Raw genomic sequence first — 14,452 nt, forward strand, 5'->3', positions numbered from 1 at the left:
TACTCATTCTTAATTTACATTTTACTAATAATCGTTTCTAAAAAGTATACAATAATCTTTAGTAAAGGACGAATAAGGAGAATTTTATGGCACGTATTACAATTAAGAGAGATGGTTTAACCCTAGTGGGTGAACGCGAAGAACCCTTTGGAGAAGTTTATAATATGGCAATTTTAATGCACGGATTTACTGCAAATAAAAATACTCCATTGCTTAGAAAAATTGCTGATGACTTGCGCGATGAAAATGTAGCTAGCGTTCGGTTTGACTTTAACGGCCAAGGCGAAAGTGACGGAAAGCTTGAAGATATGACGGTTGATAACGAAATTGCCGATGGAAAAGCAATCCTTGATTATGTTCGCACTGATCCTCATGTCCGTGATATTTACTTAATTGGACATTCCCAAGGCGGTGTAGTTGCTTCAATGCTAGCAGGGCTTTATCCGGATGTGATCAAAAAAGTCGTTTTGCTAGCCCCTGCAGCACAATTAAAAGACGATGCTTTAAAGGGAAACACCCAAGGCGCAATCTACGATCCCAATCACGTTCCTGACGTAGTTCCCTTAGTCGGAAACAAAACTGGTCTAAAGATTGGTGGCTTCTATATAAGAACTGCCCAAGTATTGCCAATTTATGAAGTAGCTCAACGCTACACTGGACTAGCTTCGATCATCGTAGGATCAGATGATCAGGTAGTTGATCCAAAATACAGTAAGAAGTACGATGAGGTTTATCAAAATAGTGAGCTTCACATCATTAACGGTGCCGATCACCGATTTAGCAATCAATATAAAGATCAAGCTGCCAAACTTGCTAGCGACTTTGTGAAGCCACTTTTTTAGCGTCGCTTAAAGTTAAAAGTGGTTCTAAATACATAGTGATCTTCACTACTTACCTTAGGCTCAAATTTAAAACCAAAATCATGAAAATCCTGCAATTGCTCAGGATTTTTTATTTGCTCTTCTGCGATATAACGCACCATTTCTCCGCGTGCCATCTTAGCATGCGTTCCAATTACGCGCCATTTTCCATTATGCATTTCTTGAAAATCAATAGTAATCATGCGCCGATTTCCCGTCACATAAGGCTTGATTAAGCGTACATATTGCTTAGAAGCAAGATTAATTACCACATCATCTTCCTTAAAAACCTCCTGGGCAATCATATCATCCCAAAAATTAAGCAAACTATACATGATAAAGCCTGACATTTGAGTATTTAATTCTAAACGATAAGGACAGACTCCATCAAATGGCCGCAATACACCATAAAATCCCGATAAGATCTTTAAATGCTCTTGAATATAGTCTAATGCTGGCTGAGTAAATAAATCTGGAGCCATGTATTGATACTGAATTCCAGAAAAAGCTAAAATAGCTGGAGTTAAATTATTTTCTAAATCCATTTGCTTAAGCTGCAAGGTGCTTTCTTCCACAACTTTATCACTGGCTTTCCACAACTGCTTTAGCTGCTCTGGCGTCCGCGATTTTAAGAAGCGCTCTAACATCCGCGCTTCATCTAAAAAACTCGCCTTAGATAAAACTGGAAAACTATCACGATCAACTTTCATCTTTTTAGCTGGGGAAATAATAATCTGCATATTTTTAATCAATCCTTTTTTCGGTTACAATGAGTAAGTATTTGAGAAAGGGGAATTTATATGAATCCTGATTTTGCAATTGTCTTAAATTTCAAACTAAATACTGATAACGTAAACGCTGATGCCTTAGTTAAAAAAGCGCGTGATATCGGTGTGCGCGCAATTAGTGGTAGCGATATTTTACAAAAAGCAGCTGATAAATACACCATTAAATTAGTCAATCAAGATGGAGTAGATTTATCTGCTGATGATGTGATCGACGCTTTAGTTCAAAATCGTAAAAACGGCAAGTCAACGGTGATCAACATTCATCTTCAAGATGGTAAAATTTCACCTAAAGATGAAGAAATGCTAGAAGTTATCAACAAGTGGATGCACATGTTTGGCCATGCTTTCAATGAAAGTGAAATTTCAGAATTAACTGTGGACCAAGATGGTTTCGTTTTACAAAATCGCCATGCCGTCTACCAAAAGTACGTCTTTTTAAAGAGTCCACTTCCAGAAAAGATCACTGTTTCTGGCTTAAGCCAAGAGCCAAATCGTGTTGAATGGATTCAAAATCGTACTGATTTAAAATTTGGGTTTGAAGATAATGACTTATCAATCGCGCTAACTCAACCTGAAGATGATTTTGAATGGCAAGTGTTACGCATCCAAGCTCATCGTCCAGAAGATGACATTGCAGAAACCAAATTCTAAACCAAAGCATGCTAATTAGCATGCTTTTTTACTTGAGAACCATTATCAAAAAACTCTCTAAATCTTTTGGCCTCCATATTCAAAGTAGCTTCATCATTAACTTGGGAAAGTTTATAGCCAACAAAATATGGTGACGCATTAAAGCGAGTGATAAGCTTGGCACAAATTCCACCATCCAGGCGTGAATAAAAGAACAAATTGTAAGAATCACATCTGCCGTTATACATGACATTAAGCATGTATTTGGTGCCGCTTTGAATCCAATCTGCCCATAAATCAATGTTATTTCGCGTCAATAAATTAATATTAAGTTCTGTGTATCCTTGGATTGGATGTTGAGCCACGTTGACTTCAATGTCTTTATTTTCAAAAACAGTCACACCTTCAAAATTATTAGAATGAATATACTTGTAGCCATTTTCATGATTAAGGCCTACAATTTGCATATGGGGATGAATTAATGATCCCCCAGAATTTGGTCCAAAATTTTTGTACCAAAGAACCGTTTTATACTTTTTGGTATTCACCATTTCTTCAGCACATTCCAAGGCGAATTTGATCATCTTGCGATTATGCTCCTTAGTATAAGTGGAAATATCGCCATGGTGGGCATGAGATTCAATTAAAACCGTCTGCGTAGTATCACGTAAAGTAGGATATTTATTATGAAGCCAGATTAGATCTCCATCACGTTTATAGACATCAGTAAGATGATCAACATCACAAAATGGACAAATATTTTTTTGATGAGAGTGGAATTTACGATATGATTGTGGCTTATCTTTTGCCACTGCTAATTCAAATACAAGCGGATCATTATTAGTCATATTTTCACCTTTTCTTTGAATATCTTAATTTTATATGTTATAAAACCATGTTCGCTTTACCAAAATAAAAATAGATGGTAAACTATGCTGAAGCAAACGCATATTCGAAAGCATAACTTTAATTATAGTAGGTGTAAAAATTCATGCAATCAAGAGAAAATTTAAGAAAACGCTCCAAGCGTAATAGTCTCTATTTGATTATTGCGGCTGTCGTAATCATCGTTGGAGTTGTCGCTGGTTTTGCGATTCATAATCAACACGTACAAGCTGAAGCTAAGGCGCGCAAGTTTGCAACTACTCACTTCAACCCCAACGTATCCATTTATGGAGTTAAAGTTGGTAATTTAACTGTTAAGAAAGCAACTGACAAGATCAATCAAAAAGCCGACAATGTGGTTCATTTAAAGAATGACAAAGTCGTGACTGAACGTGATCCACAGATTACTACCATTGATCAGGCGACAGTACAAAAGTATTTTGCTAAGCAACACACTGATGTACCAAATAAGGCCAATTACAATTATACTTCCAAAGAATTTGATCAAGCCAAAAAACGTTTGAATCAAATTTATAAGTCTAGCGTTACTTACAACATCGCAGGCAAGAAGTATGATTTAAAAGCTAAAGATTTAATTGATGAAGCTAGTTATAAGGATGGAAAGTATGACTTCCAAAATGTTGATAAGTTAACTGATAAGCTAAAAGATATCGACAAGGAAGTTTCAACTCTTCACAAGAGTTATAAGTTTACCGTTCCAAGCGGCAATAAAGTCAATGGTCGCACTATTACCGTTAAAAACGAAAGCTACGGCTGGGGAGTTTATATTAAAAAAGCTCGTGCAGCTGTAGAAGATGCCTTTATGAAAGGCACTAAATCAATTGACGGTAGTGATTACATTTACGGTGAAGGTTTTAGTACTTATGCTCATGGTTATGGTAAATCTAATCACGGTATTGGTAAGCACTATGCTGTTGTTTCCATTAAGAATCAGGAATTATGGATCGTTAACAACAATAAGGTTGTTGTCCACTTAAATGATGTTGTAACTGGTACTTTAAATGGTGGTAAAGGTAACCAAACCCCAAGTGGTGTGTGGTATGTAATGTACAAGGAATCACCAAGTACTCTTCGTGGTTACAATGATGATGGTTCCAAATATGCATCCCCAGTTCAATACTGGATGCCATTTACACTTAGTGGATGTGGATTCCATGACGCCAGCTGGAGAAACGACTGGAGCAAGACTGCCTACTTAAATGGTGGTTCCCATGGCTGTGTTAACATTCGCCCTAGCGAAATTCACAGCGTTTGGAGCAACGTAACTAAGGATATGCCTGTTATTATTTACAACTAGAAATACTAAATAAGACCTCCAATAGAGGTCTTATTTTTTGGCTTTACATAAACATCTGACGTCTAAATTCAATACAAATTTCCCATATAGTAATTGGCATAAATGATATACTTTTTCTAGAGAAAGTATGTAAAAGAGGAAACATTATGATTACAATTGGAGTTCTTTGTATAATTGTTGCCGCAATTTCAGCTTTGAAAGCTAGAGAAAGCGTAGAAAACGCGTGGCAGAAGTATTTAGCCATTATCTTCTTAGTGCTTGGTATTATCTTGCTGGGTGTTGGGATTTTTCATCACTAAAAAAGGTTGCCCTCTACGGGGCAGCTTTTTAATTTTGGGGGATAATTTTATTTACGACCATAACGGATTTAGTAGGTTTCAGGAGTGTATAAATATTCTTTTCAATATGACTCAACCTCTTTCCACTCAACATGAAAATTATTACTGGAATTCCTACAGCATTAATAACCACTGGCACTAATATTCCACTTGGCACATATAAATCTAAGAAACTCGCGATATCCATTGTCGCGGGAATCATCGCAAACACTAAGAAATCCCACACACCATGAACAATCATTGCTAGCCACAGCTTTCCCGTATATAGATAGATAATTGCCAAAAGGCACCCAATAGCAAACACATCCATTACTTGATAGGAAGTAGTTATAAAATCCTTATGTTCAGAAATCATATTTGGATAATGACTCAAACTAAAAATCAATGCACTGATTAACACCATTCCTTGCGCACGAAACTTTTTATTTTTTAAAGTACCAGCTAAAACTACTAAAATGGCATACCGTTCTAATTCTTCAAAAATGCCTGCATCAAGTGTAGCAAAATATACAAGAGAAGGATTTCCCGGGAAAAACAAGGATTGATTTGGATTCAATAGACTAAAATTCCAATTCCAAATCGCTTCAGAAAAATTATCCGCAATCTGAATGAAAGCAGCAAAAAAGTCATACCAAATGCCAAAAGCGATTAATCCAATCGTAGTAAAGGTAAATACTCTCGTCCATTTTTGTCTAATGTTAATCCATAATTTTAATCCCCATCCCTTCAAGACTAAATACAGAAAAACTATAAAGGAAAGGGCACAAACTAATCCGCTATATTCAAAATTTCGTAAAAATGAGTTGGGAGAAATCAACGGATAATCATCAAATATCAAAAAGGTAAAAACTACCATCTCAATGTTAATCAACCTGCTCAACCAATATCGAAGTTTTCCATAACTCACAACGGTTACAGGAACTAGCACAAAAGCAAATCCCACAATTCTTAATATTCCAATCAAATTAGTTATTTGCGGAAAAGATTTAAAGAGCAGTTGAAAGAAAGCCAAATACGTCATTGCCAAGTCATAGGGCAGAAACAATACATTAATAATCTGACTTATATTAAAAAAGTATTTATTCTTAGCTCTTAACTGCAATAAAATCAGTGCTATCATCAAAGTACTAATGATAATCCCACTCTTCACAGGATTTAAAATTCCCGTTCGAATCTGCATCCCTAGCAAAAACATACACAAAAGACCTGAACCCGCAATTTGAATTTGCAAACATCGTTTCATTCTTATTCCCCTATTTTCTGTTTTTGCCAATATACAAAAAAACGAGCAAACACACAATAGCATGCTTGCTCATTTTATAATTTTAATTTACACCAGCCATTAGGCTGTGAATTTTCTTACTAAAGAAGAACATCACAATTCCGACAAATACACTTACAATCCCAATTGCTAAGAAGTATGGTACTTCAGTTGCACTCGAGTAGTATTTAACGATCTGTGAGTTAACAGCTTGTCCCGTAGCGTCAGCCAAGAACCACATACTCACCATTTGTGACTTGAATGCCTTTGGGGCAAGCTTAGTAGTTACTGAAAGTCCGATTGGTGAAATTAACATTTCCGCAATTTCAACAATGAACCATGAACCTACCAGCCAGAATGGACTTACACGGCCACTAGTTCCGTACAAAGTACCAGGAAGAGCCATCCAGACATAAGATAATCCTGCAAAGACCAACCCAGCTGCAAACTTACTTGGTGCACTTGGTTGATTCTTCCAGTTTTCCCAAAGCCATACAAAGAAAGGCGTCAAAATCATAATGAAGACTGGGTTTAAAGTCTGGAAGTTAGCAGCAGCAAAGTGCCAACCACCAATGTGAAGGACAGTTCTTTGTTCTGCAAAAAGTGCTAAAACAACAGAACCTGATTCTTCTATTCCCCAGAAAATAGCTGCCGCAATGAACAAAGGAATATAAGCCCAAACGCGAGAACGTTCAACCTTGCTTACCTTTGGGCTGCGAAGCATCAAAACGAAGTAGTAAACAGGAATCGCAATTGCCAAAATAGTGATCAAAGTAATGATATTGTCAATATTCAATTGACCAACCATGGCCATAATAGCAATCACAATCACTAATGCCAAGACGCCCAGGCCTACACGGCCCATAATTTTATTTAAATCTTTCTTCTTAATTGGATCAGTTGGTTCTAGACCCGTTTGAGGCAAGTACTTCTTACCACCATAGTAATATTGAAGAAGTCCAAGGAACATACCTACAGCAGCCAAAGAAAATCCTGCATGGAAATTAAAATGGTCACCAAATAAATGAAGTCCAAAACCTTCACTAGCCCATGGAACTGCCCATGGTGCAATAGCGGAACCTAAATTGATACCAAAAACAAACATACTGAACCCAGCATCTCGTCTACGGTCATCTTCTGAATAAAGACCACCAACCATATCAGAAACGTTAGGCTTCAATAAACCTGTACCGGCTACAATTAAAGCAATAGAAACATATAATGCTCCAATTCCCATTGGAAGTGCCAAAACAATATGTCCTAACATAATTAAGACACCACCAATAAACACAGTTCGTCTAGGCCCCCATACTCTATCTGAGAGCCATCCACCAGCTACACTGGATAAATATACCAATGAACCATAAATGGACATCACAGACGCTGCTGTAGTCTGGTCCATGCCAAGTCCGCCCTTAGTTACCGCATAGTACATGTAGAAGAGCAGGATTGCTCGCATACCGTAGTAACTAAATCTTTCCCACATTTCAGTGAAGAATAATGTAGAAAGTCCTCTCGGCTGACCAAAGAAAGCCGTATCCATATTTTTTTCACTCACTAAACAAAAAACCCCCCTAATTAGGTATTCTCTGAGTTTAAAGGTTAATTTTATACTAAAAGTTTGTTTTTAGTCAAGATAAGGTATTTTTATATAGAAAAAAGCATCGGAGAATTTTCCAATACTTTTTAATATTTATTCAAATTTAGTCAATTGCAACCTTGATTGTGCCATTAACAGCGTCCTTTTCTCTTGCAATCATGTCTACCTTAGATTCAATCACCTTAGTGTCCATCTTGATTTCACGAGTAAGACCTGGAGTGTTGATTTTTGGAGTGAAGAAAGCCTTAAATTCCTTAAGTCTTTCTGGGGTGTGGAAGATTGCTGCAGTGACAGTGATAAATGTCGCAAATTCCATATCACCGCCGACAGTCTTTTCAAGCCAGCTCCAATCTTCTCTAATCCAGTCCCAAGCAGCTTGTTGACCATGACTGTTAGCAAGCACACCACGGTACCAACCACGAAGGTCTTGAGGCTTAATTACATCCGCATCTTCAAAGTAGCTAACAATCTTGTGAATTTCAGCAATATCAATGGTTGAAGTTGCAGCCGCACGAATATCAGCCTTGTAAGAAGCATCGTTGGTCTTCTTGTATTCACTGATAAGCTTAGCCATCAAGTTGTGACTACCGAAGTTCTTTACTTCACTGATTAAAACGTATGGACGTACATCCGCGTTAAGAGCTTCTAAGTTATCACTATTTTCTTCATATAACTTATGGGCAGTCTTAATAGATTCTGCGTTACCAGCATAAATGCTTGCGCTCAATTCATATGGACGAATTTGAGCATCTTCATCACTTTCGCCCTTCTTAGGAATCCAACCTAAGCGTTCAACTTGCTTAATGGAAAGATCATTATAGAATTGCTTCAAGTTTTCTTCATCAGCTGAACCAGGCTTTACAAATTGACGAAGCTTAGCTGCAGTAGTGTACAAAGCGTTGATGACCAAACTTGACTTAGAATCAGCAAATTTAACCAAAAGTGGTACCAAGTCAGCATATGAAACAACATTGCCTTCTGCGAGCAAACGCAAGTCTTGCAATAATTGAAGTTTAGTAATTGAATCAAGATTGTCTGCATCAGCCAAAATGTCGTTAAGTAAAGTCTTATCGTAGTTAACGATAAAGTGTGAGTTGTTACCAACATTAATTCTAAGTGGATGACCTGCTTCTTCGCGGAGCTTCTTGTAGTCGCCTAAGTCAATTTCTTTTTCAGCCACAATAGTTGGTGCATCAAAGTTGGCATTCAATGGAATTTGCCAAGTTCTTCCCTTGTCTTCACCATCACCGATAAAGAATTGCTTTTGACTTAAAACAAGGTGACCATCATTATTAATCTTAGCAGTTACAACTGGGTAACCTGGTTGTTCAAGCCATGAGTGCATGATTTCACCAATATTTAAATCAGTTGCAGTTGAAAGAGCATTCCATAAATCATCACCAGTTGCATTACCAAACTTGTGGTGGTCAAAGTAGTACTTAAGGCCTTTTCTAAGTGCTTCATCGCCCAAGAGTGAACGAACCATCACCAGCATTCTTGAACCCTTAGCGTAAACAATAGCTGAGTCAAACAAAGCGTCAATTTCAGCTGGATCATTAACTTGAACGTGAACTGATTGAACTCCATCAGTAGCATCTCTTTGAAGAGCTGCAGGAGCTTCACTAGTTTGGAACATTTCCCAAATGTGCCAGTCTGGTTCTAAGTTATCAACTGACAAATATTCCATCATGTTGGCAAAACTTTCGTTAAGCCATAAATTGTCCCACCACTTCATAGTTACCAAGTCACCGAACCATTGGTGAGCAAGTTCGTGAGTAATAACTGTAGCAACTAATTTCTTCATTTCAAGTGAAGTGTTGTCTGGGTCTAAAAGCAAGTATGCTTCACGGTAAGTGATCAGTCCCCAGTTTTCCATGGCGCCAGCACTGAAGTCTGGAAGAGCCAATTGCCATGAGTGTGGCAATGGATATGGAGTTTCGTAGAATTTTTCATAAAAGTCAATTGCACGCGTAGCAATGTCTAAAGCAAAGTCGAGTTCCTTTGGCTTGTGAGCTTTAGTAGCAAAGACACCGACCTTAATGCCACCTTTAGTTTCAGCGATCTTAGATTGAAGTTCACCAAAGGCAAAAGCAACAAGGTAAGTTGACATACGTACAGTTTCTTCAAAGTGGTGAACGCCATTTTCTACGCTAGTTTCTGGCATGTTACCAAGAGCGATTTCATCGGGCTTTTCATCCCACTTAAGTGACAAGGTAAAGGTAGCCTTAGCTTCAGGTTCATCCACACATGGGAAAGCTTGACGAGCAAAAGTAGTTTCAAATTGAGTACCAATAATTTGTTTCTTTTCGCCGTTAAGTTCGTAATATGAAGGATAAATACCCATCATGGAATCAGTTAAAGGTGCACTATAATCAATTGCGATTGTTGTTTCACCAGTTCTGCCCAAATCGATCTTAATTGCTTCATCTTTATCATTTACTGTGAAATCCACATCCTTGCCGTCGGCACGAACTGCAGAAATCTTCATATACTTTTGATTGATGAAAATTGTGTCATCTTGCGCTTCACCAGTAATGGTTGAAGTACCACTGATTGTTTTATCTGCCCGGTTGACATCAATGAAAAGATCATAATGTTCTGGGTGGAAAGTTTCGTAAAAACGTTTTACTGCCATTAAAATACCTCCTATTATACGGAACTAATTTATTCAATTTTATCAAAAAAGGGGAAGTGTTACATTAAAAAGGCGATTTTTGAGGGATTGTAAGAGTTGCGTGGTCGTTTTGTAACATTGCTGTCATATTTGACCTGTACTATAAAAGCATAGTCATTAAGAATTAATTAAGTTTATAGGGAATGAATAAATTACATGAAAAACGTTAAATCTACTTTAGTAAAATTATTTGCAGCTTTAGCACTTGTCTTAGCAACTGTTGTTACAGTTCAAGCTTTCAATGCTAACACTTCAACTTCTCAAACAGCTCAAGCTGCCATCAAGTTATCAAAGAAGGAAAAGGCTGCTAAGCACTGGATCGCAATGCGTGAATCTGGCGGTAGCTACACTGCTAGAAATGGTGTTTGTTACGGTAGATATCAATTAAACATTGGTTACCTTCACGGTGACTACTCAAAGAAGAATCAAGAAAGAACTGCTGATAACTATGTTTACGGTCGTTATGGTTCATGGGTAAATGCTAAAAAGTTTTGGTTAACTCATCACTGGTATTAATGCATTATTTATTCCCATTTAAAAAACAGTCTAGTCAAATTGACTAGGCTGTTTTTCTTTATTCAAAATTATCTTTTTTAATGAAGCGATATGTCGCAATAACTAAAACGATCAAACTACATGCAATCGCTACATAGGCCATTGGTCCCACTGTAATGGCACTATTTGCCGCTTGAGCATCCATCTGATTTTCAACGGCATACCCAACAATCCATCGACGCATGACTATCGGCGTCAAAATGAAACTGATTGTAGAAATAATGGCTGCTACCAAACTAGCATTGCGTGAATAGGGCTCTTTGAAAAATTGAGCCAATACACAAAAGGCTGGCGCAATCATTAATAGTAAAACCCACATCACGATCCATCTACCTGATGGCGAATTCATCATTTGCGCACTATTTGTCGCATAGCGATATGAACTCCAGAGTTGTCCTCCACTAAAAGTATTCAACAGGTTCAAAAAATAGGTCCCTTGTTGACCATAACTTCCTCCTCGATTAGAAAGAATATTAGTAATCACATTAAAACTATCTGTTGAGCCAGCAGAAGAAAAGTTTACAGAAACAACCTGCTTCATATAGGTAGCTAAAAACATCAAAATTGAACATCCAAACTGAATAGCCCTAAGCATGCTCAATTTTCGAGACGCCTTCATCTTAAATTCTAAACTCAAGACTTGATTAGGATGGTGACTGTGCCCAATCACAAAGATCCCAATTCCAACGATGGCCATTAAAATTAAAAGTCCCCACCAGAGTTTAGCCATAATCAAAAAGATCGCCACTACGATTACAGCAACTGAAATATAGGGCCGATCCGCAAAGATATTCCAAAAGTTCAGCTTTAAATGTTGCTCATTTGCTTGCGTCGCCGAACTAGTATCAATAGAAATATTGTTGGTACTTAGCCCTCTTGATTTTCGAAACTGATTGATATTTTTAGATTTTGCATTTTCATATTTAGTTTTTGATTGCATCGCACTTTGAGAGTTATGGTTATGCTTCATGCGATACTCGCGTCGTGACATATGTGCCATGTGACACACTCCCTTCTTGCTCTACTATCCTACCATGTTTTGAAATAATCTTGTGCACTTTCTCACTTTTCTTGAAAAATTTTTAGAAATTCTGTGTGCTACAATAGGATTCAAACACTGATTTCAATTTAAAGGAAATGATTTTTTGCAAAAGGATAAAACAAATTTACCAAAAGGTTGGCACAAAGCGTTCTACACACTTTGGTTAGGCTGTTTTATTACTGGAATGGGATATTCGATGACGATGCCATTTATTTCATTGTTTATCTCAGATTTAGGAAATTATAGCAAACTGCAAATCAACCTCTATTCAGGATTGGCATTTGCGATGACTTTTATTGCCCAGGCAATAGTTTCACCATATTGGGGAAATTTAGCCGATAGAAAAGGTCGCAAACTCATGTGTATGCGAGCTTCCGGTGTTATGGCGCTAACGATTACTTTGACTGGACTAGCACCAAATGCCATTTATATCGTGGTTATGCGTTTTATTCAGGGTGCTTTTTCGGGATATATCAATAACGCTACTGCATTAATGGCTGGAGAAACTCCCCATGAGCGCAGCGGATGGGTAATGAGTCAGATGATGACCGCCGGAACTGCCGGCAACTTGGTAGGACCATTACTTGGTGGTGCGCTCTCTAGTTTCTTTGGCAATTTATTCGGTGGCGCATGGGGATACCGAATTCCATTCTTTATTACTGGGGTTTTAATGTTTTTAGTCTTTTTAGGCACGACATTCTTTGTTCATGAAGACTTCACGCCAATTTCTCGCGAAAAGATGAAACCAATGAAAGAAATCATGAAAAGTTTGCCAAGTGTAAAATTGATCGTAGTTATGTTCATCACTACTATGCTTGTGCAATCTTCAACCATGTCAATCGACCCAATTGTTTCATTATATGTAAAATCGATGATGCCTCATAGTAGAGATGTCGCTTTAGTGGCTGGTATCGTAGCTGCAACACCGGGGCTGGGAACTTTGATCGCTGCTTCAAAAATTGGTCATAAAATGGATGAAATTGGACCACTTAAGGTATTGAGAATCGGTTTGATCGTTGGCTTCGTGCTCTTTATCCCGATGGCTTTGACTAATAATCCTTGGGTCTTGGCAGGATTAAGATTCTTATTGGGAATTGCCAGTGCGGGGATGCTGCCAGCTGCGCAGACTGTGCTCACTTTAAGCACACCAAGTGAAAGTTTCGGCCGAATTTTCTCATATAACCAGTCTTTCCAAGCAATTGGGGCAGTCTTGGGATCTTTGATGGGATCAACCATTTCAGGGTTATCAAGCTACTCTACCGTCTTCTGGGTAACCGGCTTTACTTTATTGCTTAACTTCCTGCTTGTCCTCATTTTTGCTTGGGGCAAAAGTTATCAAGAATAAAAAACATCCCTTAAAAAATAGGGATGTTTTTTACTACCGTTGCTTATTAAACCAAAGATTATAATTCTTAATTTGTGAACTCACCAAATCTACACTTACTAAATCCTGATACTCAAATTCACTTTCATTACCTAATTGATAATTATCAAAATTTTGAATTTTGAAATTCCTATTATTTGCTTTTTTTAATATTCCTACATTTTGATTATCAAAATAATAACCGTTAACTGAAAAAACTTGATTTATTTGCATTCCTTTAATAATTGTTGAAAAATCCAAAATTTCTACAGTAGTACTCAGAAGCTGATATAGATCAAAATATCCATTTTTCTTACTTTCATAAACAATGAAATTTTCATATTTCAAATTTTGACTATTAATTTGACGAATAAACCGCTTCTCTATTACGGTAAGTGAATCTAAAATTCCTAATCCATCAATTGCTCCTAATAATATTTTCTCGTTATTTTCTTGAATAATTTCTCCAATTATCAAATTTTCTCGGGTATCATCATAATAATCCAAATAAATATTTACCAAATTTTGATGATACAAAAAGTTATTTGTTTCTTCATTCCATTTTTTTGCCAAGTAATTTGGAAATTCCGTTACCGAGATAGATACAATATTTTTGATAGGAAGTGTAATCGCTTGCTTTTCTAGTTTCAAATATGATAATTCCTGCATTCTTAAATCAGTAGGAGTTACGTAAATTATTTTTCCCGAATAATACTCACCATTAGTTAATTCCAAGCTAACATAAATTTCTTTTTCAAGAATAATCTGAAATAATTCGTTAATCAAATCCCATCTCCAAGAGAAAAATTCAGAATTAAGATCAGTTTGAGGAAGTAAAGTTTTTAGTGCATTCGCTTTATCTAAAGCATTGTAATAATTTATGGACGCTCCTGTAGAGAGAATTTGAATACAGTCTCTTCTAAAAATATGAATTCCACTAAAGCGATCGTTTTCATCAATTGCTTTAATACACAACCAATTTTCTTTCTCGCTAACGATTTCCCCAATGTAGTACACATCTTGACCTGAAACAGTAATAATATGTAAAGTTGTCACTTCTTAAGTCACCTCACTATTGGCAATTATTATAATTTAATCAATCAAAAATCCACAACTACTAATTCAAATAGTTGTGGAT

At 37.0% G+C, this 14,452-nt stretch carries 13 protein-coding genes; 6 read left to right on the plus strand and 7 right to left on the minus strand.

Annotated features, from left to right (window positions below; genetic code table 11):
- The first annotated feature begins 86 nt into the window (after positions 1–86).
- Positions 87–842, plus strand: coding sequence for an alpha/beta hydrolase (locus KBW87_RS07440; protein WP_057808904.1), 756 nt, complete (start codon positions 87–89; stop codon positions 840–842).
- Here the strand turns inward: KBW87_RS07440 and yaaA are convergent.
- Complete coding sequence (gene yaaA / locus KBW87_RS07445; protein ID WP_057808906.1) at positions 839–1,600, minus strand: peroxide stress protein YaaA; 762 nt, start codon at positions 1,598–1,600, stop codon at positions 839–841. The genes KBW87_RS07440 and yaaA overlap by 4 nt on opposite strands.
- A 60-nt stretch (positions 1,601–1,660) precedes the next feature.
- On the opposite strand from yaaA, the gene KBW87_RS07450 reads away from it, so the two are divergent.
- Positions 1,661–2,299: a hypothetical protein gene (locus KBW87_RS07450; protein ID WP_057808908.1), complete on the plus strand. Its 639-nt coding sequence runs from the start codon at positions 1,661–1,663 to the stop codon at positions 2,297–2,299.
- Positions 2,300–2,310: 11 nt separating this feature from the next.
- Here the strand turns inward: KBW87_RS07450 and KBW87_RS07455 are convergent, their stop codons facing one another.
- The gene (locus KBW87_RS07455; RefSeq protein ID WP_057808910.1) at positions 2,311–3,126 is read right to left on the minus strand and encodes a DUF4931 domain-containing protein; all 816 of its coding nucleotides are present in this window, start codon (positions 3,124–3,126) and stop codon (positions 2,311–2,313) included.
- Positions 3,127–3,269: 143 nt separating this feature from the next.
- Here KBW87_RS07455 and KBW87_RS07460 point away from each other — a divergent pair, with 143 nt between their 5' ends.
- On the plus strand, positions 3,270–4,481 hold the full coding sequence (locus KBW87_RS07460; RefSeq protein ID WP_057808912.1) for a L,D-transpeptidase family protein: 1,212 nt from the start codon (positions 3,270–3,272) through the stop codon (positions 4,479–4,481).
- A gap of 146 nt (positions 4,482–4,627) precedes the next feature.
- Entirely contained in the window at positions 4,628–4,780 is a 153-nt protein-coding gene (locus tag KBW87_RS07465) for a hypothetical protein (RefSeq protein WP_004040283.1), read from the plus strand.
- Between the two features lie 28 nt (positions 4,781–4,808).
- Here KBW87_RS07465 and KBW87_RS07470 read toward each other — a convergent pair whose 3' ends face one another.
- From KBW87_RS07470 to KBW87_RS07480, 3 genes are all read right to left on the minus strand, one after another.
- Positions 4,809–6,062, minus strand: a complete 1,254-nt coding sequence (locus KBW87_RS07470; RefSeq protein WP_057808914.1) for a CPBP family intramembrane glutamic endopeptidase — start codon at positions 6,060–6,062, stop codon at positions 4,809–4,811.
- Between the two features lie 82 nt (positions 6,063–6,144).
- On the minus strand, positions 6,145–7,623 hold the full coding sequence (locus tag KBW87_RS07475; RefSeq protein ID WP_057809158.1) for a peptide MFS transporter: 1,479 nt from the start codon (positions 7,621–7,623) through the stop codon (positions 6,145–6,147).
- A gap of 160 nt (positions 7,624–7,783) precedes the next feature.
- Complete coding sequence (locus tag KBW87_RS07480) at positions 7,784–10,315, minus strand: M1 family metallopeptidase (protein ID WP_057808916.1); 2,532 nt, start codon at positions 10,313–10,315, stop codon at positions 7,784–7,786.
- A gap of 195 nt (positions 10,316–10,510) precedes the next feature.
- Here KBW87_RS07480 and KBW87_RS07485 point away from each other — a divergent pair, with 195 nt between their 5' ends.
- Positions 10,511–10,870, plus strand: a complete 360-nt coding sequence (locus KBW87_RS07485; RefSeq protein ID WP_057808918.1) for an aggregation-promoting factor C-terminal-like domain-containing protein — start codon at positions 10,511–10,513, stop codon at positions 10,868–10,870.
- Positions 10,871–10,928: 58 nt separating this feature from the next.
- Here the strand turns inward: KBW87_RS07485 and KBW87_RS07490 are convergent, their stop codons facing one another.
- Positions 10,929–11,909: a cytochrome C5 gene (locus KBW87_RS07490; protein WP_157055102.1), complete on the minus strand. Its 981-nt coding sequence runs from the start codon at positions 11,907–11,909 to the stop codon at positions 10,929–10,931.
- Between the two features lie 145 nt (positions 11,910–12,054).
- Here KBW87_RS07490 and KBW87_RS07495 point away from each other — a divergent pair, with 145 nt between their 5' ends.
- Positions 12,055–13,296 carry an MFS transporter gene (locus KBW87_RS07495; protein WP_057808919.1) on the plus strand — a complete coding sequence of 414 codons (1,242 nt, stop codon included), beginning with the start codon at positions 12,055–12,057 and terminating at the stop codon, positions 13,294–13,296.
- A gap of 33 nt (positions 13,297–13,329) precedes the next feature.
- Here KBW87_RS07495 and KBW87_RS07500 read toward each other — a convergent pair whose 3' ends face one another.
- Entirely contained in the window at positions 13,330–14,370 is a 1,041-nt protein-coding gene (locus tag KBW87_RS07500; RefSeq protein ID WP_057808921.1) for a hypothetical protein, read from the minus strand.
- Positions 14,371–14,452 lie beyond the last annotated feature (82 nt).

The sequence above is a fragment of the Lactobacillus intestinalis genome (assembly GCF_024397795.1).
In the GTDB taxonomy this organism is placed as follows: Bacteria; Bacillota; Bacilli; order Lactobacillales; family Lactobacillaceae; genus Lactobacillus; species Lactobacillus intestinalis.